Origin of the sequence: Caballeronia udeis, assembly GCF_044909315.1 — a bacterium.
GTDB lineage: Bacteria > Pseudomonadota > Gammaproteobacteria > Burkholderiales > Burkholderiaceae > Caballeronia > Caballeronia udeis_A.
The window spans coordinates 172,698-195,972 of sequence record NZ_JBIYEB010000015.1 but is presented as its reverse complement, the minus strand read 5'-3'; the positions used below and the strand labels follow the sequence as shown (position 1 = coordinate 195,972).

Sequence of the window (23,275 nt, the reverse complement as noted above, 5' to 3'; positions counted from 1 at the left end):
GCATTGCCGGCTGGAAGCAATGTTGCGCAGGGGCGGTGATCGTGCAGACGAGTCGCGCTGTGGCAGTGGCGTCAAGAGCGAGTCCAATGCCGAGGTGGCGCATCTGCTTGAACGACAATAGGTACTCACCTCTCCTATTGGTCTTCTCCATCCGCTAGCAGCGCGCCCGCATTCATTGTGCGTTGGCATTTGACGGCATCGTATTAATAATCGTAAGTTATCCAAATCAAATTATGATTGCAGCGGTTTCACGTCAATCCTGGCCTGCGGTTCGGCCTTTTTCGGAATGAAGGAACATGAACAGGAAAATCTGGTTTATCACGGGCGCTTCGCGTGGTTTCGGTCACGTCTGGACCAAGGCGGCTCTGGCACGCGGCGACAGCGTCGCTGCAACCGCGCGCGATGTCGCGTCTCTTGACGATCTCGTCAAGTTGCACGGCGAGGCAATTCTTCCTCTCACACTCGACGTCACCGATCGCCGCGCTGTGTTCGCCGCGGTTGAGCAGGCACACCGGCACTTCGGCCGGCTGGATGTTGTGTTGAGCAACGCCGGTTATGGCTTGTTTGGTGCGATCGAGGAAACGGACGAATTCGCGGCACGAGCGCAGATCGAGACGAATTTCTTTGGTGCGCTGTGGGTCATCCAGGCCGCCCTGCCATTGCTCCGCGCACAAGGCTGCGGCCATGTGCTCGCAGTATCCAGCATTGGCGGTGTGATCACATTTCCGACCGCAGGGGTCTATGGCGCCTCCAAATGGGCGCTTGAGGGCCTGTGTGAGACCTTGGCGAAGGAGGTTGCCGACTTCGGCATCAAGGTGACGCTGATCGAGCCAGGAGCGTACAACACCGACTGGCGTGGTAGCTCGGCACACCATGTGACAAAGATGGATGTTTATACCGGCTTGCGTGAGAAGCTTGCGGCGGCTTACGGTTCTCGCACGCTCGGCGACCCGTCGGCCACGGCCGACGCGATTCTTCAGGTGGTCGACACGTCATCGCCGCCGCTGCGCCTGCTGCTCGGCGGAAGTACGCTTCAGATCGCGGAGCACACGTATGCAGACCGGCTTGCTACGTGGAGACAATGGGAGGCGGTGTCCAAAGCGGCGCAGGGAAACGCGGGCTAAGGTTCATCCGCATGGCAGCGACAAAATCATGGTGCCGCTGCCGTTTCCCGAAGACCGCCGTTGCGCCGGCATGTGACGCTCCATGCCTCTCACTTTGCGATACCGCTGAAGCGCTCGGGTTCATCCACCCAAGCGCTTTCATGCAGATTTCAAGTGAGGCGGGTGCTGCCCATTGGACGATCAAGAACGCAGAAGCGCTTTTCCACGGTTATTGCTTTCCGGCTACGAGAACATTCCATTCGCACCTTCGCCGCCGAGATGCGCCTAATGCATGTTCCTGATCGGGGAGTCAGAGCATCCCGGCCAATCCATCCATTAACTGCACCGTCGCATAGCCTTGCACCAGATTCTCGAAACCGCGCACCACATCCGCTTCCATTTCCCGGATGCCCTTTTCCCCATGCAAACTGAATTTGCCAGTCGCGTTGAATCGCCGATTGAAGTAGTCGCTCACTTCGTCGATTTTTTCCGGGAGGGCCGAGTCGGTATAAAGGACTGATCGGGGGGACGCTGCGTCGTAAAACAGGTTGTGTTTCCATTTAGGGACGAATGAGACAGGCTTCGACTCGGTGATTAAAAACGAGCCGATAAGTTGTAGCCGATCCTTTCTCCCCTTCGGCGTTGTAAACGTCCACACCTTGCGCGGGAGGCGCTCCTTCAGTTGTTCCAGCATGGCTCCGTCAGACCCGAGCGTACCAATGCGGCCCTCCTTTACATCGAGCGCGAAGTCCTTCCAATGATAAAAAATATCCACATCTCTCCCAGTTCTTAATCAATGTGACAGGGTCTCTCGCCGAGATATCCGACGGAGAGCGTCCAAGCCATTCTAATGCCCGCGGCGGTACCCCGTTCGATTGGTTTCCTCTGACGTATGACAGCCGCTCTTTTGCACCCTTACCCGTTGTCATTGTCGACAACCACCACCATCGCTCATCGGGCGTCTTCGAGTTCGCGGGCGCGTAGTCTCCGCCAATGTTCTTCGGAGCGCGCACTTGACTCCTGATCGCCTTCGACTCAGCGAACCTTGTTCATGGCGCGACGGAACGCTTTAAGGGTCTCCGCGCTCACGTAATGCTCGATGCCTTCGGCGTCCCGCCGAGCCGTTTCGGCGCTCACGCCGAGCGAGAGAAGAAAACCTTCTACGATCTGGTGGCGCACCCGGCTTTGATGCGCGACTTCGCGACCTGCTTCGGTCAAAAAGACGCCACGATAAGGCTTGCGCGAAATCAGGCCCTTCGCCGTCAGACGCGCCAGCATCTTCGCCACGGTTGGCTGCGCGACGCCGAGCCGTGCGGCAATATCTACCTGCCGTGCTTCATTGCCATCCTCGATCAAATCGGCAATCAGCTCAACATAGTCTTCGACCAGTGCCAGACGACTGGCCTCGCGTGCATGACGAAACCCTTCCGAATGGCTGTCGGCATCGATAAGTGGCTTCTCACGTGGCACGAATTCGCGCATATGTTTCCGTGTTCTTGATATGTATGGTGTGGGCCATCATGCAACATCTTCAATATTTATAGCATACGCTTTGATTCTTTCTTGAGGGTATACGTGGACTATTCATGCTCCGGGCCGTTGAAAACAAGCATCGTCGATGTAATATAGCAAAGGGTATATAGTGGAGCCATAGCGATTCCTGCTGCCCGGATTGCATCCAGATCGACCAGGAACACGTAATGCAATACAGGCGAAGTGCGTCGACTGCCCCATCAGCGTGGAATTGCCGGCCCTGAAAGCGAAGACCGGTCATAGCGTATCGGTCGGCTCCGTGGGCTCGGGTAGTGGTCGACTCATTTAGCCGGGGGCGTGCAATTTGGGGACACGATCCTCTCGGTCATCTGCTGCATAGCAATTGACAATCGATGCCACCAAAGCGCCGTCGCGAACAAAGGATAGCCATGTCGAGTACCACGAGCAGCAGCACCCTGACCGACCGCACGACAGAGGCGATTCAAGACGTGCTGGCTGGCCGGCGGCAAGGGCTGCGTTCCGTGTTGCTATTCGCGGGGCCCGCGGTGATTGCGTCGATCGCCTATATGGATCCCGGCAACTTCGCCACGAATATCCAGGCAGGGTCGCGGTTCGGTTATTCGCTGCTTTGGGTTGTGCTGATGGCGAATTTGATCGCCATGTTGTTCCAGGCATTGTCGGCCAAACTCGGGATCGTGACGGGCCGCAACCTGGCCGAGATGTGCCGTGAGCAGTTTTCCCGCCCGGTGGTTCATGCAATGTGGGGCATCAGTGAAGTGGCTGCCATGGCCACTGACCTGGCCGAATTTCTCGGTGGTGCGATTGCGCTGTCGCTACTTTTCAAGCTGCCTCTGATCGCCGGCATGTTGATCACGGCTATTGTCACCTACGGCATCCTGCTGTTTGAAAAGAACGGTTTCCGGCCAATGGAGATCATCATTGGGGCGTTCGTGGGCGTGATCGGGCTGTGTTATCTCGCCGAGATGTTTATCGCGCCCGTCACTTGGGGACTGGTAGGGTTTCATTCCGTCGTCCCGACCCTCCCTAACGCCGAAGCACTGACAATCTCGGTCGGCATTGTCGGAGCGACCGTCATGCCACACGCAATCTACCTCCACTCGGGGCTGACGCAGGGACGAGTCCCGGGGAGCAATCCGCGCGAAAGGCGGATTCTGCTGCGTTTCTCGAACTGGGAGGTCGTCATTGCCCTTTCCATCGCCGGTGTCATCAATATGGCGATGGTCATCATGGCGAGCTCCGCTTTTCATGCCGGCCACAGCGATGTAGCGGAAATCGAAACCGCTTACCACACGCTCACCCCGCTGCTCGGCGCAGGCGCTGCCGCCGTGTTCCTGATTTCCCTCATCAGTTCCGGCGTTTCCAGTTCGGTGGTTGGCACGATGGCCGGCCAGATGATCATGCAGGGTTTCGTCGGCTTTCGTATCCCCGTCTGGCTGCGGCGCCTCGTCACCATGGTGCCTGCCTTCATTGTTGTCGCGCTTGGGGTGAATGCCACGCAGGCACTCGTGCTCAGCCAGGTCGTACTGTCATTCGCCTTGCCGATCCCCATGGTGGCCCTGGTCCTCTTCACCCGCCGCAAGGACATCATGGGCGAGTTTGCCAACACTCGTCTGACCCACATGGTGGCGGTCGTGGCCACTGTCATTATTCTCGCTTTGAATATGGTTTTGCTGCTTCAGACTTGCGGCGTCAAGGTGCCAGGGTTGCCTTCGAATTAGATTCAAACTTCCCTTCCTTGCAGGGCTTCCCGGTGCCTACCGGCACCTGGTTCTCACCCACTGCTTGCCGCCCGAGCACACTGAACTTCGCAATTGCCTTACTTGACGGACACTCCCTGCGGCATTGGCTGCACATGATATTGGCAACTGCTGTTGGCTTATTGCTTGCCGTCGTTGGTTTTGCTTTTCTCGCATGGGAGGCAGGCTGCTCAACCAGGGCATCTGCACTAAGGACGAGGACCACGGTCACGGCCTCGGTCATGTTGTTCGTCATTGGCATCATCATTTTGTTTCGATACCCCTTGTTCGCTTGATCTTTTGCGGGTTTCCGGCGGATCGCCAACCTGTTGTTTCACCTGCTGCCGCCGCTTGGCGCCGATAGCCTGGACAGGATAAGCTTCGCTACCCGCATCAGCGTCAGCGCGCACGGGGCGGCCTTGGGGCTCAACCTGAAAACCACCGCACCGGGCGGATCACAACTGGATCGAAACCAGCAATGCACACCCATGGACCCGGTGCCCGCCACCCGAGCATATGTCGCTGAGCCGCCTGTTGTTGCCGCCGGAGGCACCCACGCTTGCGCCGGGTATTGTGCACAGCAGCTTCAGCGTGCAAGGCGACGCCCGTCACAGTTTCGTGGCCTGGCAGGAACGCATGAGTCCGGTCTACGACATACAGCCTTCATCGAAGCACGGTGAGGAAACGTTCGACGCGGGGTTGTCTCGTTACTCGATCGACAATCTGAGCTTCTTCGATATCCGCACCAGCCCCAACCTGGCCGTGCGATCCCTGGGGCGCGTGTCGACGGAAAGCATTTGCGATGTCAGCTTCAGTGTGTTCCTGGAAGGTCCGCCCGGGCACTTCCTGGGCAACAAGCAACGGTCCGACGTACCGCACGTTCCGTCCGTGCCAAGCATCCTCGCGCTGGACATGGATCAGCCATGCACCGTCCGGAGCACTCATGGCCGGATACTGCTGCTTTTTGTACCGCGCGCGATGATCGAAAAGGCGTTTCCGGACGCCGCCTCGCTGCATGGACGTCTGGTTCAGGCCACCACGCCCCTGGCGCGCACGCTGATAGCGCACCTGGTGGCACTCAATCGGCAAATCGCCGGCCTGAGCAAAGACGCGGCGCATCATGCCATGCTCACCGCGGTTGAGCTGCTGGCCGCGGTGTTCAGCCGGCAAGCAGGTCTTTCGGGCAACGCCCGCGCGGCGTTGCGCGCCGCAGTCTATGAACAGGTGCGGCGCTACGTCGAGGCCAATCTGCACGACCCGGGCTTGTCGCCCGAAAGCGTGCTGGCATCGCTGCGGTTATCGCGCGCCAGCGTGTACCGTCTATTCGAGTATGAAGGCGGCCTGGCCGCTTATATCCGAAGCCGCAGGTTGCGAAGGGCCGCCGATGAACTGGTTCGCTTTCCGCATGTGGAGGTGCAGGACATTGCTTCGGGGCTGGGTTTCAATGATGCGTCGAGCTTTACGCGCGCATTCCGCCGTGCTTTCGACATCGCGCCTCGAGAACTGCACGCGTATGCGCCGTTGCTCCGGGGCGAACCTGCAAGGCGAGAGCGGCATGCTTCCTGGCCCGTGGGGAGCTTCAGATAGACGGGCGGTGCTGGACACAGGGTTGGCGCTCGGCGTCCCCATCACGGCTGCACCGATGGCCGAGCGCCCCCCGTCACGGTTCCATCGGCCGCTATCTCCGGCCGGCCAGCCACCCAATGAGTAACCCGACACCCAGGGCCACCCCGGCGGTCTCCCATGGACGGTCGTGCACGTAGTTGTCCGCCAGCTTCGCTGATTCGCGCCCGCGCGTGATGACTACGACCTGGGCATCGGCCACCTTTTTCCGGGCGTGCTTAAGACGTGCTCGTACCTTGCGAGAGTCAAGTGTCCCCGTTTCCAGAGTTTTATCCACATCGTTCAACGCATTGTAGGAATCTGACATGCTAGTACCTCCATACTCATGGTTAGGAAAACACAACATCTAAAGCAATCGTTGCAAGGCAGCGTCATGGCTCCGAGCCCTCAACCGCCGTCAGCGTCAAACCGGCGAACGCACGATTTCGATCTCAACTGACAACGTCTCCGCACCCTTCCCCGTGCGCACACCCGAAATGGGCATTGCATCGCGATAATCCAGGCCGGTCGCAATCCGCACATAACGCTCATCCGGACAAGTGTCATTCGCTGCGTCGAACCCGACCCAACCAAGTCCGTCGAGGTACGCTTCGGCCCACGCATGGCTCGCTGTTTGTGCCGGCATGTCGTCCATCAGCAGATAGCCCGAAACGTAGCGCGCGGGAATTCGAAGAAGACGCGCAGCGGCAATAAAGACATGCGCGTGGTCCTGGCAAACCCCCTGCCCGTTGCGTAACGCCGTCTCCGCGTCCGTGCCGACTTCGGTTGTACCGGGCCGATAAGCGATGCGGCTGTGCAATCCGCTCATCAACTCATGCAGCAAGTCGAGCTGCGTGCCTCGGGAACGCAGGGAAGCCGTGAGCGCCTCGATACATTCTCCGGCATGCGTCAGCTTGGTCACCCGCTCGAAGATCCAGGGCGGCGCGATGCCATCCATCGTGCCGAATATTCCTGCTGTGTCTTCGGTTTCCACCGTCCCTCCCGCCACAATCACGATCTTCTGTGTATTGCGCTCGTGACGGACGAGATCGACGCGATTACCGAACCCGTCAACATATGACACTGTCGGCTCAATATCATCGACGCTCACCTGCCAGTCGACGACGTTCTGCCCGGGACCCGACTGGGGACGAAGCCGCAACCGCTGCAGCGCGTAAGGCACGGGCTGATCATAGTGATACCGGGAAATATGACGGATCGCGAGACGCATGGCCGGACTCAATCGAAGTTGTAGGTTTCGGCAATATCGAAGCCGAGACGGTTGTTCTGGCCGATGAACCGGGTCAGGAATTCGTGCAGGCCATCTGCAAAGATCTTTTGGGTCGTGTTGCCCTTGAGCGTGGCCAATGTGTCGTCAGCAGTCTCGTGGCAAGCGTGGCGGATACCGTAGTCTTCAGCGAGATAGCCCAGGTTCTCGACAATGTTGAGATAGCAGAAATGCAGCGAACGCGGCATGCGCCCGTTGAGCATCAGATAGTCCGCTATATGCACGGGCTTGTACTGGACATCGTAGACCCAGCGGTACGACCTATGCGCGGCCACGGAACGAAGGATCGACTCCCACTGATAATTGTCGAGGGTCGTGCCCACATATGACACCGACGGCAACAGCAGGTGATACTTGACGTCAAGGATGCGAGCCGTGTTGTCGGCGCGTTCAATGAACGTCCCAATGCGCGCGAAGTCGAAGATTTCGTTCCTGAGCATCGTGCCGTGGAAGGTGCCGCAAATGAGCGCGGTCTCGCGCTTGATCTGGTCGAGCACAACCGGCAGATCACTCGCCGGCACAGCGCTCGCCAGTGCCCTCCTGATCACCATCCACGCTTCGTTGACACTCTCCCAGGCCTCGCGGGTCAGCGCTGTGCGAACCATGCGGGCGTTCGAGCGCGCCGCCTCGATGCATGACAGGACGCTTGACGGATTGTCGCTGTCGCGCAGCAGGTAGTCGGAGACCGTGCCGGCGGAATAGACGTCGTGCTTCTTGCCAAAGCCGTCCTCGGTACCCGCGCTCACCACGACGGATGACCATTCCGCGGGAGCATCGGAGGTTCGGGTCAGCGCCATGCGCAGGCCCGCGTCGACAATCCGCGCCATGTTTTCAGCGCGCTCGATATAGCGGTGCATCCAGTAGAGACCGCTTGCAGTGCGTCCAAGAAGCATGTCCTGTCCAACTCCAATATTTGTTTAATGCCGTTGACCTTCTGCGAGGCGCGCTCGCGTCCCGGCACGAATGACATGCAACGCCGCGCAAGGCGGCGCATTCAGCCAACTCATTCAGCCAGCACCCAGGTGTCCTTGGTGCCGCCGCCCTGGCTCGAATTGACCACGAGCGAGCCTTCCTTCAATGCCACCCGTGTCAACCCACCGGGAGTAATGTGGATACGGTCGGACACCAGCACAAACGGACGAAGATCGACGTGGCGCGGCGCGAGGCCTTGTTCGGTCAGGATTGGCGTGGTGGAGAGCGCAAGCGTGGGTTGTGCGATGTAGTTGCCCGGCCAGGTCTTGAGCTTGACGGCGAACTCGTCGCGCTCCTGCTTCGACGCGGCCGGCCCGACCAGCATGCCGTAACCGCCTGAACCGTGGACCTCTTTCACGACGAGCTCTTCAAGATGGTCCAGTACGTATCGAAGACTGTCCGGCTCGGCACAGCGCCAGGTCGGCACGTTCTCCAGGATCGACTTGCGGCCTGTATAGAACTCGACAATCTCCGGCATGTAGGAATAGATCGCCTTGTCGTCCGCGATCCCGGTGCCTGGCGCGTTGGCAATGGTGATATTCCCGGCGCGGTAGACGTCCATGATGCCCGGCACGCCCAGCACCGAATCGTGCCGGAAGGTCAGTGGATCGAGGAAGGCGTCATCCAGCCGGCGATACAGCACGTCGATCGGGCGAAAGCCTTCCGTCATGCGCATGACGACCCTGCCGTCCACCACCTGAAGGTCGCTGCCCTCGACCAGATGAACGCCCATCTGGTCGGCGAGGAACGAGTGTTCGTAGTACGCGGAATTGTGAATGCCGGGCGTGAGCACGGCGATGGTCGGATTGGCTTCGTTACCGCCAGGCGGACACACGGCCGCCAGCGACTGCCGCAGTAGTTGCGGATAGGTTTCGACCGGACGCACCTTGACCCGTTGAAAAAGCTCGGGGAAAAGCTGCATCATCGTCTCGCGGTTCTCCAGCATGTAGGAGACACCCGATGGCGTGCGGGCGTTGTCTTCGAGCACATAGAACTGGTTTTCAGCCGTGCGCACAATATCCACGCCAATGACGTGCGTGTAGACATTCCCCGGCGGTCGAAAGCCGATCATCTCCGGCAGGAAGGCTTCGTTATCGGCAATCAGTTCCTTCGGAATGATCCCGGCCCTCACGATCTCCTGCCGATGATAGATGTCGTGAAGAAACGCGTTGATCGCAATGACACGCTGCTCAATTCCCTGCGACAGGCGATTCCATTCGGTATCCGAAATGATGCGAGGAATGATGTCGAACGGTATCAGGCGTTCGGCTGCCTCTGCTTCTCCGTACACGGCGAACGTAATGCCCGTCTTGCGGAAAACACTTTCTGCGTCGCGCGCCTTCTGCGCGAGATTCATGGGATTCTGCGTATCCAGCCATTGCTTGAGCAGGTTATACGGCGGGCGGACTCCATCACCGGATGTCAGCATCTCATCGAATGGCTTCACGTAACTTCTCCGCGGTTTTTGTTGGATTGGAAGGTGCTCGCGTGGCCGCAGAATTCGCGTGGGCGGCCGGAAAGCACGCGAGCGCGACCCATGCGGGTGTCACGATCGCATCCGTGCCGGCACGCTTAGCTCTAGTTGTCTTCGAGAATGCTCTGGGTCAGCGCGACCGACGGGATCGTCGGTTTCATCATGGTCAGTGCGCGGCGGCGCACTCCATACCACCCGGCCACCAGCAGCAGGACCACCACGGGAATCGACGCGACCGTCCACGTTCCGTTCGGGTAGTCGAACGCCATCAACACCAGCACGCCGAGCAGAAACGCCAGTGTCAGCCAGGACGTCACCGGCGCGCCGGGCATCTTGAAGGTAGCGGGCTCGGCTTCACCGCGGGCCACTGCCTGGCGCAACTTCATCTGGCAGACAACGATGAACCCCCAGGTGCTGAGAATGCCAAGCGACGCCACATTCAGCACGATCTCAAACACGCTCGACGGAACGAAATAGTTGAGCACCACGCCCAGGATGTAGATCGCCACCGTCACCAGGATGCCGGCGTACGGAACCGATTGCGAACTCATGCGTGAGAGGAAGTGCGGCGCGGAGCCGCCCATTGACAGTGCGCGCAACACGCGTCCGGTCGAGTACAGTCCCGAGTTGAGGCTCGACAGCGCGGCCGAGAGAACCACGATATTCATCACCGAGCCGACGCCAGGCACGCCAAGCGCGCCAAAGAACGTGACGAACGGGCTCTGCCCCGCCTTATAGGCGCTCCACGGCAGCAAGCAAACGAGAAGGACCACGGATCCCACGTAAAAGAGTGCGATACGCCAGATCACGCTGTTGATCGCACGCGGCAGCACCTTGCGGGCGTCCTTGCACTCTCCCGCGGCCGTGCCGACCAGTTCCACCCCCGCAAAGGCGAACACCACACCCTGGACGAGGACCAGCGCAGCCATCAGGCCATGCGGGAACAGCCCGCCGTTCTCCGTGATCAGATGAGAGCCCGTTGCGTGTCCGGCGACGGGCGTACCCGTGCCCAGGATGGCGACGCCGATCAGCAGGAACAGCGAGATGGCCGCCACCTTGATCAAGGCGAACCAGAACTCCATTTCGGCGAACCATTTCACGCCGATCAGGTTCATCGTGGCGACAATGCATAAGGCCAGTAATGCGAACAACCATTGGGGAACGGCGCTGAATGCCGCCCAGTAATGCATGTACAGCGCGACCGCGGTGATGTCGACAATGCCGGTCATCGCCCAGTTGAGGAAGTACATCCAGCCGGCGACAAACGACGCCTTCTCCCCCAGGAACTCACGTGCATACGAGACAAAGCTGCCACTGCTGGGTCGGTGCATGACCAGTTCGCCCAGCGCGCGCAGGATCAGGAATGAGAAGGCACCGCATACGAGATAGACCAGCGCCAGGGCCGGACCGGCTATTTGCAAGCGCGCGCCCGCGCCCAAGAATAGTCCGGTGCCAATGGCGCCGCCGATTGCAATCATCTGAACCTGACGATTACCTAAAGTCTTGTGGTACCCCGCTTCATGGGATTCCAGCCAGCTTTGCTTGTCCAACTCACCAGGCGTTTGAACCGATGATTGATCGGGTGCTGTAGCCATAATCATCTCCTGCTCAAGAACGGTTTTCAAAATTTGACAGACTGGCGCTGAGCTTTGGCGGTAGGGTCGTGCCTGTCCAAAGCCTCCCGGCTCAGTCTTGCAAACGCTATCAAGTGACGTAGACCCCGATCGACATGCCGGGCGACATGTGGACTTAGCCAGGGACGCCCCAAATTAGGGTGCCAAATTGGCGGGTGCAATGCCTATGCAATTTTCGACTAAGGCCATTCGAAAATAGATATTGGCGGTTAGTCGACCTGTGGCACGCTAGAGAAACTTATTGACCCATGGCAGCGGTCGACGTCCTTATAAGAGCGATGACTATGGAAGCGAAATGGCTGGAAGATTTCCTCAGTCTTGCGGAGACAAAAAGCTTTTCCCGGTCGGCCCGCAACCGGGATTTAACGCAGTCGGCATTTAGCCGGCGCATTGTCGCCCTCGAGACCTGGATGGGCACGAAACTGGTGGACCGCAGCGTCAACCCGATCTCGCTCACGCCCGCGGGCCGCATATTCCGCAGCCTGGCAACGGACATCCTGAAGAGTATGTATGCTGCCCGTAATATGGTGGGCGGTTATGAGCAGTTTGCCGACAGTGATCATGTGATTCATTTTTCGGTCGCTCACACGCTGGTGTTCACGCTTTTCCCGGACTGGCTCAAGCGGCTTACGGCCAGGTTCGGCGACATCATGGCCCGGGTCCAGGCGGTCAATGTCCCCGAAGGCGTGCAACATCTTCTCGCCGGTGACAGCGACCTGCTGATGGGCTACCACCATCCGCATCTTCCCATTGGGCTGGACCCCAATCTCTTTCCGTTCCTTACCTTGGGTGTCGAGCGGGTTCTGCCCGTCTCTGCCGCGGGCAGCAATGGCAAACCGTTATTCGAGCTACCCGGAAAAAGCAGTAAACCCCTGCCTTTGCTGGCTTATTCGTCAGGAGCGTTCCTCGGGAACGTGGTCGAAATGCTGTTGCTGAATGCAACCGAGCCGTACGCTCTGTACAGATGCTTCGAGACCCACATGTCCGAAGCCTTGAAAGGTATGGTGGTGGCAGGCCACGGTATCGGCTGGTTGCCGGAGAGCTGTATTGCCAAGGAATTGAGCGACGGCACGCTTGTCCGGGCGAGCTCTGACGCGTGGACTACCGAACTGGAAATACGTCTGTACCGTTCCGGTAAGCAGAGAGGTCGAGCAGCGGAACAGCTATGGTCTTACGTTGAACAACAGACGCCTCAGACGGGCGTAAAGGGACCATCGGAGAGCCGGGGACTGTATAGACAAGAATTTGTCCCTGCGGAGATTACATCGCAATCCTATTCTTCCAAATAGCTTTCAACGAACGGCCTGTTGTCTCCGGCTAAGCAGCCGGCGGCCTGTTCGTCATCCTGACCGTATTCCTGGCAAACGCCAGATCGACCTCGTCAAGCGCACCGCCGGACATCCCCCCCTTTCCCCAATGGCCGCTGCCCGACAATACTGCGGTATTGCCGGGCAGCGCGAGCCTCAAACCTCACGCGCAGCCGCTGGTCAGTTCTGAAGCAGGCTCAGGTAGTTGCCGCTCGGATAGGCAATGTTCAGCCACGTCGCCAGCCGGTTCACCTGCACTTTATCGATTCCCTCGCCTTGCATCAGAGGGATCTGGTTCCACGTCCAGGTGGGGAAATTCTCGACCGTGCCGCCGGACAGCGTCCCGTGGACATAGTTGATCGCGCATAAGCTCCTCATGCTCCAGTAGCAGGTCGTTTCGCCGGGTACAGCGTTCGGCTGGCCTTCACGCTGCCACGTGTTGATGTCGAAGCTTGTGGTCGTATCCATCCAGTTCGACAGGAATGCGCCGACAATCGCCTGCTCCGTCGCGAGGCTGGTGCCTTTCCAAACGCCGCTCTGTCCGCCGTTCCACACATCCAGGGGACTGGAATCCCGAATGGTCCAGCCACGGTCGACGTTGGTGACCCCCACGCCGTTATCCATTTCCTGGGCGCCCTTCAGGACATACAGGAAGTTCCTGATCGGCTCGGGTCTGCCGCTGCTCTGATAGAGGTTGTTAAGCAGGCCATACGCGTATTGCCAGTCGGTCGGCAAATGTACGTTGTGAGCTCCCGATCCAGGGTTCAGCAAAATCTGCAGGTAATACCATTGATTTGCCTTCACGTAATGGGCAACGGGACTACCGAACATGCTGTTCGCAACCGGAAAATTCTGTATTTGCGGGGAGGCATTGAATATGAACCTCCAATATCCGCACCAGCCCCGTGCTTCAGCCTTGGGAGCTTGCTCCTCATTGACCCATGCGGCCGGGCAATTGACTTCGAGGGAGTAGTCCTGGGCCAGTTCCCAGGACTTCACAAGCTGCCACTGCACCGTCCCATAGAGATTTTCTTGTTGAGGAATGGTATAGCTTCCTGACACCCCCGCATTGGGTGGAGCGAAGTTCTCACCGAGTGCGACGCCCCAGTAATAGAGATCGTTGAAAATATCGCCCGTCTTGCCTTGCGCGTAAGGTGTCCCGCCCGTCGCAAGCTGGGTTTTCATATTGTATGTTCCGTTCCCCGTACCCTCACCCGCATATAACTTGTTCAAGTTGCTGTTGGTGAAATAGTCGCCCCATGCGTCCTTGGGATGAATGTGAGGAACCCAGTGATTCCAGTCCGGCAACTGAAAACCGATGGGTATTTCGCGAATGTTGATCTGCCCTTTGGTCGCTATGGCAGCTTTGTTTATCCCGCCCGGAAAAATCGCGGCAAGGGTGTCCAGGTCGTTCTCGGATACCGCGTTAATTCCGGCGCCGCATGTCCAGTCGCTGACGGGAGCGCTGTCCAAGCCCGGCCCCGGCTGATAAGGCGGGTTCCATGGTCTGCAGTTCGGACCCGGCGTGGGGTACCGGTTCGCCAGGCTGCGGATATAGCTGGCAATTTGCAGGCCCTGGTTTTGAGTCAAGCCGTGATATTCGCTTCGCACAACAATCGAATTATTCGAAAAATTGAATTTGAACAAGTCACTGCCGCTGGCGGAATGACAGTCCATGCAGTGAGCCTTAAGCTGCTGACCCGCGTTGATTGGCGAATCTATCAACGTGGCGCTTTGCCACAATGTCTGGCCTGCACTGATATCACTGGCTCCGGGAAGCGGCGTGGTCCATTGGGTAGGATCGTCTTGAGTGAAAGCACTCGCCGGGATCAAATTTTGCCCGGAGCCATCCTGCAGGTTGAACGACAAAACCCTGTATCCGGAACTGACTCCATCTGTTGTGTTGAACCGGAAGTTGACTACGTTGCTGCCATTGACCGCACCGGAGACGGGCACATTCAAGCTGATGGTGTCGTAGCCCCCTCCTATGCCGCCGTACAATTTTGCATTGCCCAGCACCGTGACGTTCGCGTTGGTTAAATCAATCCAGTTTCCGCCATTTATCTGAATGGAGCCTTTAGCGTCGTACGACAGATTGTTGACCTGCATGGTCAGGACTTTAGCCGACGCGCCGTTTGGAACACTAAGCGTTGCACTGATGATCTTGCCGCTGCTCGCACTCATCACTTCCAGAGGCATGACAATGGCGCCTGGCACCGACGTACTCGAACCGGCTGACGAGGTTTGAGCGGGCGTTGATGCCGCCGACGCGGGACTGGACGACCCCGTTGCAGCGCCTGAGGAACTTGAAGCTGCGGCAGGGCTACTTGCGCCGCTGGAGCCCGACGCGCCGCTGGCCGAAGACGGACTACCTGCCGAGCCGGAAACGCCATTGGGTTGACCCGATGCACTGGTTGAGTCGCTTCCCCCTCCGCCGCCTCCGCATGCGCTTAGAAATACGCTGGTGATCACAAGAAACATCGAAACTTTATCGAGTTTTATCATTGTTCATTTCGGTGCGGAAAGATAAAAGCCCCCGCCTGTCCGGCGGGAGTCCGGCATTTTTAGATGCAGCGGGATTTCCGCAGAAGACCCGTCTTTGCGTGAAGACGATCGCTGAAGCCCATTAAATTGCCGTCGAGCAGCGCTTGAAGATTGTTGGTTATATTGTCTGATGAATAAACTGATAAACGCCTAATGGTCGATTGAGGCGCACGTCGCCCCAAACCTATTTTCAGATCGCTGGATTGGCGAAGCTCGATTAGTTGTGGCATTGGGCCGATGATCAGCGGGGAATTCTTGTTTTGCTTCAGGGCTGGAAGCCTGGGCATGTGTTCTCGTCTCCACGCTACGCATTGTTTGGGTTCAAATCACAACTGCGGCATGCTTACGCAACATCGTGTGAAACGTGTGAAAACGCAGATATTAAACGTCGCGTTCAGGCGACTGCCGCGCGTGCGGTACTCACCATGCCGACGTGCCCACCAGCCGGCTGCTCCTACTCCAGGGCACTTTTCAGCGCACAGCCCGCGCGAGATGCAGGTTGACCGGATGATAAATGGTATTAGCGCATTATCAAACAAATCATAATATCTATCGAAAAATATAATATGCCCGGCTCAAACTTTCGGGCTACGACGCGGCGGTCAATGGCGTTTCCTCGGTCGGTCTCAATGCATGGCAAGGATGCGCTATTACGAACTGCTTTCGTTAGGGGACGTTGGGGTTTTATCTGTCGGGGAGAAAGTCAGAGTGCGCGTTGCAAGGAAAGCACCGTTACCCTTTTCGCTTCTTATCTGAAGGGGTGGGTTAACACGCAGTTGACTGCAATTCGGCCGCTCTGGGCGCTCAATTTGAATTCAAAGGAAGGCCAAGCGTTTCTGGCGACGCTTCCTGAGTCAATACAGCGAAATACCCTGGGCAACGATTGAACGGAGACAGCATGCGTGCCTCCGTTACCTGATTGTTGTCGGTTGACCAGCTTTGCCGGGATAAGAATGATAACGGCCATACCAGCGACTGCGATTATCGCGGCGACCAGGAACAATCCCGAGCTAAGCGAGTGAGTCTGATTCTTGAGCCATCCGATCACCGACGCTAGGGAAATACTGCGTCCGCCCTGCCCCTGATCAAGCCGGGATCAAACCTGCGCTTTCATGACCTGTGCAGGCCATACGATCTCCAGTTCAAGCGCAATTGAACGCGCGAGTCCTTCAAGGTCCGGGAACAGCGATGCGTTCGTGATGTTCATCCTGTAGAGCGAACGCATGGCTTCGTCCCGTAGATCCGACGGCAACACGATCTTGCGCAGCAGTTCGTCGCTGCAGGTGTATTGATCGAGGATCATGTCCAGCGGCTGGCGCAACAGGCCGGGCAACACAAAGGTGCCGGCTTGCGCAATCAGCCGCTGATCCATTTCGGCGGGCTCCCCGAACCACATCACCGGGTTTTCGTCGCTGAGATAAAACTTCTCGAAGTTCCCGGCCAGGCGCGGGTCGATCATTTCGCGCACCAGATGCGGCGCCGAAACAGGAACGGCGCGATCCGTCCACAGCGCCGGCGTATTGACCGCAAAAACAGCGGCGCTGGACACTGCGCGCTCGAGCGCAAAGAACGCGGCAACAAAGGGCGACTTGGTGAAATCGAGCAACCTGGTTGGTGCGCCGTGATGTTGCATCAAGCCAAGGCAACGCAGGTCGTCGGACAGCGCGCGAACATCGGAAAGATAGTTGTGCGCCTTGCGCCTGAAGATGCGAATGGCGCGCTGTTCCTGAATGCGCCACGCTGAGCGGTCCGGAACGAACGCGGACAGGTAGCGCGAGAGTGAGCTTTGCAATTGCCATCGGGCGTCTTGCTGACCCCGAAACGCCCAACCGTCGAGTTCAATGGTGAGATCCATGAACTCTTGCCAACTCGACACAATGATAGTTTGCATCGTCAATTATCCAGAGTAGCACTCGCTGATTCGTGCCCGATCACCTGTTCCGGACGTGGCAGAAACAGTCGAGTGGAAAACGTAAAGCGCGGGTCCCGCCGGGAGGAGCTTGTTCACTATGGTCAGCCTCAATGATGACGATGAACCATGACAATCAACCGTGTTGCAGGCGGCGGTTCGCCATCAACAGCAGGCCGTTGCACAGCAGCGCAAACAAGGTAAGGAACAACGCGACGGCCATGATGGTGCGAATATCGCCAAGGTTCATCGCGCTGGTCAGCATGTAGCCAAGCCCGCGCTGCGACGCGAACATTTCACCAATCAGCACACCCAGCAGCGTCAGGGAGAATCCCAGGCGCAGTCCCGAGACAATCTCGGGGAACACAGCGGGCAACACCACATGAAGGATCGTTCGATGCAGCGGCAGGCGCATGGTCCGCGACGCGCGCAAATACACCGGCCGCATCTGGCGGATCGCATTCATGGTGAACATCAAAATGGGGATCAACCCGTGCATGACGCCGAACGCGACCTTGGCCGACAGTCCAAGGCCAAACACGAGTAGCACCAGCGGGTAAAGCGTCACTTTCGGCAGCGAATAGAGGTTCAGCAAAATCGGCTCGGCGACAACGCCGGACATGCGGTTCACGCCGAGCACCACACCCAGCAGAATGCCTCCCGCGAGCGCAATGATGAGCGCCAGCCCGAGCGCCTTTGCGGTCTCGCTTGCATTGGACCAGAAGGCTTGTGTGCCAAGCATATGCGCGAGCTCTGTCAGCGTCGACCAGGGCGAGGACAGCGAACCGTCCCCAACCGTCAGATGCAGCACTTGCCAGCAAGCAACAATGACCGCGGCAACAATCAACGGGTCGAAGGGATGTTTCATGAGCGCTCCGGCGGATGGCATGAGGCTTGAGGTTTGATTAGCGCTGACGGCGGGACTGGAACCGGTGATCGATGCGATTCAGCAACATGTTCACCAGGGTCACGGTAATCAGGATCAGCAACATCAGCGAGTACATGTCGTCGTTCTGGAAGTTGTTATAGGCGTAGCCGATCGCATACCCAACGCCCGATCCGGACAAGATGAATTCAGACGCAATCACGCCGATGAACGAATACGCCACCGCCAGCTTTACCCCCGTGAAAAGATACGGGAGCGCGGCGGGCAGCTTGATGAAAAAAGCCGAGCGCCATGCCGGCAGGCGCATGACCAGCCCGCTTTTGTGAAGCGCACGGGGAATGCGATCGAGGCCGTCGAGGGTCGCGGTAATCATGGTCACCACGGCGAGCAATACCGCGATGGCGATGATCGGCAGCGGGCCCACGCCCAGCACCACGATGAACACCGGATAAAATATGAATGTAGGCACCGCGTAGTAGCTGGACAACAGGGGCTCAAGCGCCCGACGCATCCGCGGTAACGCATGAATACTCAAACCGGCAACAAAGCCCAGCAGTACCGAGATGACTGATGCCGTCACGATCTCCAGGAGGCTGATCCCGATGTCGTGATTGAACTTGCCCGCGCGCAGCAACTCGACACCATGCGTCACCATTGCCGAAGGGGCCAGCAGCACGCTCGCCGGGATGACGCCCAGGCGGCATAGCACTTCGATCAGCGCGATGAAGCTGATGACCACCACCGCCCGCAAGATGTTCTCGGTCTTCACGTTGAGTTCCGGTTGGTTAGTGCGCGGCCGTGCCCATCACCTTCATCGATTCAACGCGCAGCTTTTCCCACAGCCTCGCGTTGACTTCGCCAAAACGCGGCGTTGAGACAATGCGGCTGTCGCGCGACCGGTTCCAGCCCGTTTCCACAATGTCGATAAACAAACCGGGGCGTGCCGACATCACGCCGACACGATCGGACAGCATCGCGGCTTCGTCGAGCGCGTGCGTAATCAGCAGCACGGTGGCGGAAGTCTCGCGCCACAGCCGCAGCAATTCGTCCCCCATGAGCAGCCGCGTTTGCTGGTCGAGCGCGCCAAAGGGTTCATCGAGCAGGATCAGCCGCGGTTGCGTTACAAGCGTACGGGCGATACACACGCGCTGACGCATGCCTCCCGACAATTGCGCCGGATAAGCGCCCGCGAAATCCTTCAGGCCCATGAAGCCCATTGCGTAGTCGGTTCTGCGCTTGATCTCGGCGCCGTCCATGCCCGCCATGCGTAACCCGAACGAAATGTTGTCGCGCACATTCAGCCATGGGAACGACGCGTCTTCCTGGAAGACGACGCCTACGCCATCCGGTACGCCCTTGACCGGGCGCCCCTCGAACATGACGGTTCCGCTGCTCGGTTCGGACAGGCCCGCGAGTGCGTCGAGCAAGGTGGACTTGCCACAACCCGAGGGCCCGACCACCGAAAAGAATTCACCCTTCATCAGCGTCAGGTCGATTGGGCCCAGCGCATGAAAAAGTTCCTTCGAGCCATTCTTCGTGAAATGCCGCGTAACGCCGGTGAGCGTCGCGTGCGCCTCCTCAGGCGTCTGCGACGGCGACGTGTCCAGGACCCTGAGTGGCGCGGACCGGTTCAAGGATGTGTTCGCCGCGGTCATGGTTTTCCTTTGGCCTTCAGGTCTGCGGGAAGGAAACTTGTGTCAACAAGCTTGGGCCAGTCCACGTTGCCGTTGAGTTCGCCGATCAGCTTGAGACCGTCTGTCATGCGATCAAGTTCTGTGCGATCGAACTCGCCGGTGCTCCACATGCGCGACTTGACCATGTTGTCCACTGCCGTCTTTGCCACTTCAGGCGTCAGTTTGAAACTCTCCTGCAGCAATGCTGCCGCGGCGGCTGGATTCGCGTAGGTTGCATCGACACCCGCGCGCCGTCCGGCGATGATCGCGCGCAAGGTATCAGGATGTTCTTTTGCAAACTCCCGGGTAGTAATGCCAACCGAGGTGGTCATGGGCTGGAGGATATCGCCGGCGCGATATACCGTGCGGTACTTAGTGTTGCGAATGATTGAAAGAGGTTCGATCAATACGGCCCCTGACACGCCACCCTGCTCCAGCAGCGTCAAGCCGTTCACATACCCGCCCGATGCGATCCGCGTGACCTTGCTCGCGTCTATGCCCTTTTCCTTGAGGACCATCAGCAGCAACATTTCAGACACCCCTTTCGGCGATGTAATGGCGACCTTCTTGCCGGCGAGGTCACCTACATTTTTGACGTCAGAGTTGGGCATGGTCACCATCGACGCCTCGGCGACGCTGCGTGTCCCCACATTCACGATAACGAGGTCGAGTCCCTGGCGCTGGGCCGCGAGCGCCGCCGAAACAGCCACTTCGCCATAGGGTGTTTTACTGGCGAGAATATTGCGAACGGTCGTGCCTCCGCCGCCGGAGCTGAGGATGCCGGTGATGTCGACGCCCGCCTTCTTGAAGAGTCCGTCATGCATGGCGACTGCATACGGAAGTCCATATAAGCTGCTGCCCCATTGCGTTACCGAGATTTCATCAGCATGCGCGACGTTGAATCGCACGGGGGCGGCAGCGAGGAGTAGTGACATACTAAACGACGTGACCGCACGCGTGATGAATGACTTCATTGGTTACTCCGGACCAGGATAGAGAGAGGATCACTTGCTTTAGATTACACAGTCAAAAAGAGCGTACACCTGTTATTTTCAATTCTTATGCGTGAAGCATGCCGGGTGATATCGCCCGGTGGACCCCTTTGAAACCAGGCTTTGTTTCAATATTCACCTAGCATTCTTCAGTTTACTGAATCAAAAAATACGCGAACAAACTGGCTGCGAAAACCGCAGGATAAATAGCGTACACAACCCAATTATCTTGACGGCGCCGGCCTCCCGGCAATGGTGCAACGGAGCATTAGAAAGCAGCACGAGGTGGATTGGAACCCGGATTGGCAACCCGATAACGGTTCCTGAAGCAGATTCTCGCTGAGCATCCCAGGTGAAGATGAATGATGCCCCAGGGTCAATCATCCAACTTTTGAAGCAGGCGTGCAGCCTGGGCCTCCAAAGCGCCGGGCTGACCGAGCCGAAAACGTTCATCGGCAATGTCATATCATGTTCACTTCCCGACCATCCCTACCGCGCGAGGCGGATCGACATGACCGACAACGGTAACCCGCTGCTACAGGACTGGCACACGCCGTATCAGTTACCGCCGTTCCGGCAGATCCGAAGCGAACACTTCGCGCCCGCCTTCGCGGTGCTCTTCGAGCGGCATCTGGCGGAAATCGATGCACTCGCTGAAAACCCGGCCGCGCCGACATTCGACAATACCGTAGCCGCGTTCGATGCAGCCGGCGCCCGGCTTGATCGTGTCAGGCTGACCTTCGAAAACCTGTGCTCCTCCGAGTCGCCGCCCGCGTTGCAGGCGGTGCAGCGCGAAATGGCGCCGCTGCTGGCGGCGCACGACAGCAAGGTGGCGATGCACGCCGGTTTCTTTGCCAGGCTCGACGCTGTTCACCAGCAAGCCGCCATGCTGGATCTCAGCGAAGAGCAACAGCGCTTGCTGCAACGTCTGCATACTGATTTCGTTCGTACGGGCGCCACGTTGCAAGGGGCCGCACGCGAGCGTTTCGCGGCCATCGCCACGCGGCTTGCAGATTTGCAGACGCAGTTCGCGCAGAACATACTCGCCGACGAATCCACCTACCAGTTGCCGCTTGTCTCCGAAGCCGACCTGGGCGGCTTGCCCGATTTTCTGCGTGAGTCGGCACAGAGCGCCGCCAGGGAACGCGGTGTGGAGGGCTACGTGATCACGCTCTCGCGTTCGCTGGTGCAGCCCTTCCTTACATGGTCGACCCGCCGGGATCTGCGCGAGACCGCATGGCGCGCGTGGACCAGCCGTGGAGAAAACCCGGCGCGCGACAACCGGCCGCTTGCTCGCGAAATACTGATGCTGCGGCAGGAGCAGGCGCGTTTGTTGGGCTACGAAACCTTCGCCGACTATGCGCTTGCCGATCGCATGGCGGGCAACGCCTCCGCGGTTCACGCACTGCTTAGCCAGGTATGGGAGCCGGCGAAGGCCAGCGCCGGGCAGGAGCGGCAGGCGTTGGCGGAGCAAGCTGCCGTGCTGGGTGAACCCACGTCGGTTGAACCTTGGGACTGGTATTACCTGGCCGAAAAAGTACGGGTCGCGCGCTATGCACTCGACGATGCACAAGTGAAACCGTACTTCAGCCTGGACGCGATGCTGGCCGCCATGTTCGATTGCGCGGGACGCTTGTTTGGTTTGCAGTTTGTCGAGCAAACCAGCGAGCAAACCGGCGTGCCGCTGTATCACCCGGACGTTCGCCTGTGGGAGGTGCGCCGCGGTGGCGAACAGGTGGGTATCTTCCTCGGCGACAACTATGCCCGGCCCAACAAACAGGGCGGCGCGTGGATGCACATCTATCGGAGGCAAACACGCAATGGCGGCAAGGTGACGCCGATCGTGGTGAACAACAACAATTTTGCCCGCACGGACAAAGGTCCGACGCTGCTCAGTTTCGACGACGTGCGCACGCTGTTTCATGAATTCGGCCACGGCCTGCATGGCTTGCTTTCTGATGTGAACTACGGCCGTCTGTCGGGTACCAACGTCCCGCAAGACTATGTGGAACTCCCTTCGCAGTTGATGGAGAACTGGGCCACCGTGCCGGAAGTGCTTGCGAAGCATGCCCGGCACGTGACGACTGGCGAGCCTATTCCGGCTGAGCTGATCGAGCGGATAAGGGCCTCACAGACCTTCAACCAGGGGTTTGAGACCGTGGCCTACACGTCGTCGGCTTTGATCGATATGGCGCTGCATTTGCAGAGTGATCCTGCGGGTATCGACATCGCCCGCTTCGATGCGACGGAGCGGGAGCGTATCGGCGTACCGCGCGAAGTGGGCATGCGCCACCGGTTGCCCCACTTTGGCCATATCTTCAGCGGCGGTTATTACGCGGCCGGGTATTACGTCTATATGTGGGCCGAGGTCCTCGAAGCCGATGCATTCGATGCATTCGAAGAAGCCGGCAACGCGTTCGATTCCGCGCTAGCGGACAAACTGCAGCGGTACGTGTACAGCGCAGGCGACAGCCGCGAACAACGCTCGGCGTTCCGGGCATTTCGCGGCCGTGATCCGCGCGCCGAGCCGATGTTGCGCAAACGGGATTTGCTGCGGGAGGAATGAGGGCTTTGCAAGGAGCGACCGGGGTCACGCGCGTCACTTCTGCTGGAAATGCAGCGCGTCATGTTTGCGCCAGT

Annotated in this window: 19 protein-coding genes; 5 read left to right on the top strand and 14 right to left on the bottom strand. The window is 58.7% G+C overall.

Annotated elements, in window-relative coordinates:
* The first annotated feature begins 296 nt into the window (after positions 1–296).
* A complete protein-coding gene (locus ABH944_RS24035; RefSeq protein ID WP_404609662.1) occupies positions 297–1,124 on the top strand; it encodes an SDR family oxidoreductase in 828 nt (275 codons plus the stop codon).
* A gap of 289 nt (positions 1,125–1,413) precedes the next feature.
* Here the strand turns inward: ABH944_RS24035 and ABH944_RS24030 are convergent, their stop codons facing one another.
* Positions 1,414–1,878 carry a hypothetical protein gene (locus ABH944_RS24030; RefSeq protein WP_404609663.1) on the bottom strand — a complete coding sequence of 155 codons (465 nt, stop codon included), beginning with the start codon at positions 1,876–1,878 and terminating at the stop codon, positions 1,414–1,416.
* A 260-nt stretch (positions 1,879–2,138) separates the two neighbouring features.
* Positions 2,139–2,585: a manganese-binding transcriptional regulator MntR gene (gene mntR / locus ABH944_RS24025; RefSeq protein ID WP_097274635.1), complete on the bottom strand. Its 447-nt coding sequence runs from the start codon at positions 2,583–2,585 to the stop codon at positions 2,139–2,141.
* Positions 2,586–3,025: 440 nt separating this feature from the next.
* Here mntR and ABH944_RS24020 point away from each other — a divergent pair, with 440 nt between their 5' ends.
* Together ABH944_RS24020 and ABH944_RS24015 are read left to right on the top strand one after the other, a co-directional pair.
* Entirely contained in the window at positions 3,026–4,336 is a 1,311-nt protein-coding gene (locus tag ABH944_RS24020) for an Nramp family divalent metal transporter (RefSeq protein WP_404609664.1), read from the top strand.
* Positions 4,337–4,870: 534 nt separating this feature from the next.
* Entirely contained in the window at positions 4,871–5,941 is a 1,071-nt protein-coding gene (locus ABH944_RS24015) for a helix-turn-helix domain-containing protein (protein WP_404609665.1), read from the top strand.
* Between the two features lie 91 nt (positions 5,942–6,032).
* Here the strand turns inward: ABH944_RS24015 and ABH944_RS24010 are convergent, their stop codons facing one another.
* From ABH944_RS24010 to ansP, 5 genes are all read right to left on the bottom strand, one after another.
* Complete coding sequence (locus ABH944_RS24010; protein ID WP_404609666.1) at positions 6,033–6,284, bottom strand: ElaB/YgaM/YqjD family protein; 252 nt, start codon at positions 6,282–6,284, stop codon at positions 6,033–6,035.
* 96 nt (positions 6,285–6,380) lie between these two features.
* Complete coding sequence (locus tag ABH944_RS24005) at positions 6,381–7,187, bottom strand: transglutaminase family protein (protein ID WP_404609667.1); 807 nt, start codon at positions 7,185–7,187, stop codon at positions 6,381–6,383.
* 8 nt (positions 7,188–7,195) lie between these two features.
* Entirely contained in the window at positions 7,196–8,137 is a 942-nt protein-coding gene (locus ABH944_RS24000; protein ID WP_404609668.1) for an alpha-E domain-containing protein, read from the bottom strand.
* Positions 8,138–8,247: 110 nt separating this feature from the next.
* Positions 8,248–9,663: a circularly permuted type 2 ATP-grasp protein gene (locus ABH944_RS23995; protein ID WP_404609669.1), complete on the bottom strand. Its 1,416-nt coding sequence runs from the start codon at positions 9,661–9,663 to the stop codon at positions 8,248–8,250.
* 131 nt (positions 9,664–9,794) lie between these two features.
* Positions 9,795–11,285, bottom strand: a complete 1,491-nt coding sequence (gene ansP / locus ABH944_RS23990) for an L-asparagine permease (protein WP_404609670.1) — start codon at positions 11,283–11,285, stop codon at positions 9,795–9,797.
* Positions 11,286–11,608: 323 nt separating this feature from the next.
* Here ansP and ABH944_RS23985 point away from each other — a divergent pair, with 323 nt between their 5' ends.
* Complete coding sequence (locus ABH944_RS23985; protein ID WP_404609671.1) at positions 11,609–12,613, top strand: LysR substrate-binding domain-containing protein; 1,005 nt, start codon at positions 11,609–11,611, stop codon at positions 12,611–12,613.
* Between the two features lie 198 nt (positions 12,614–12,811).
* On the opposite strand, the gene ABH944_RS23980 is transcribed toward ABH944_RS23985, so the two are convergent.
* From ABH944_RS23980 to ABH944_RS23950, 7 genes are all read right to left on the bottom strand, one after another.
* Positions 12,812–14,830: a hypothetical protein gene (locus tag ABH944_RS23980; RefSeq protein WP_404609672.1), complete on the bottom strand. Its 2,019-nt coding sequence runs from the start codon at positions 14,828–14,830 to the stop codon at positions 12,812–12,814.
* Positions 14,831–15,195: 365 nt separating this feature from the next.
* Positions 15,196–15,462 (bottom strand): hypothetical protein, encoded by a 267-nt coding sequence (locus ABH944_RS23975; RefSeq protein WP_404609673.1) that lies wholly within the window; start codon positions 15,460–15,462, stop codon positions 15,196–15,198.
* Between the two features lie 809 nt (positions 15,463–16,271).
* Entirely contained in the window at positions 16,272–17,066 is a 795-nt protein-coding gene (locus ABH944_RS23970; protein ID WP_404609674.1) for an FRG domain-containing protein, read from the bottom strand.
* A gap of 154 nt (positions 17,067–17,220) precedes the next feature.
* Positions 17,221–17,952 (bottom strand): ABC transporter permease, encoded by a 732-nt coding sequence (locus ABH944_RS23965; RefSeq protein ID WP_404609675.1) that lies wholly within the window; start codon positions 17,950–17,952, stop codon positions 17,221–17,223.
* Between the two features lie 37 nt (positions 17,953–17,989).
* Complete coding sequence (locus ABH944_RS23960) at positions 17,990–18,739, bottom strand: ABC transporter permease (protein WP_404609676.1); 750 nt, start codon at positions 18,737–18,739, stop codon at positions 17,990–17,992.
* Positions 18,740–18,755: 16 nt separating this feature from the next.
* A complete protein-coding gene (locus ABH944_RS23955; protein ID WP_404609677.1) occupies positions 18,756–19,625 on the bottom strand; it encodes an ABC transporter ATP-binding protein in 870 nt (289 codons plus the stop codon).
* The gene (locus tag ABH944_RS23950; RefSeq protein WP_404609678.1) at positions 19,622–20,617 is read right to left on the bottom strand and encodes an ABC transporter substrate-binding protein; all 996 of its coding nucleotides are present in this window, start codon (positions 20,615–20,617) and stop codon (positions 19,622–19,624) included. The genes ABH944_RS23955 and ABH944_RS23950 overlap by 4 nt, the downstream gene beginning before the upstream one ends.
* 529 nt (positions 20,618–21,146) lie before the next feature.
* Between ABH944_RS23950 and ABH944_RS23945 the strand changes: the two genes are divergently transcribed.
* Positions 21,147–23,201, top strand: coding sequence for a M3 family metallopeptidase (locus ABH944_RS23945; protein ID WP_404609679.1), 2,055 nt, complete (start codon positions 21,147–21,149; stop codon positions 23,199–23,201).
* Positions 23,202–23,275 lie beyond the last annotated feature (74 nt).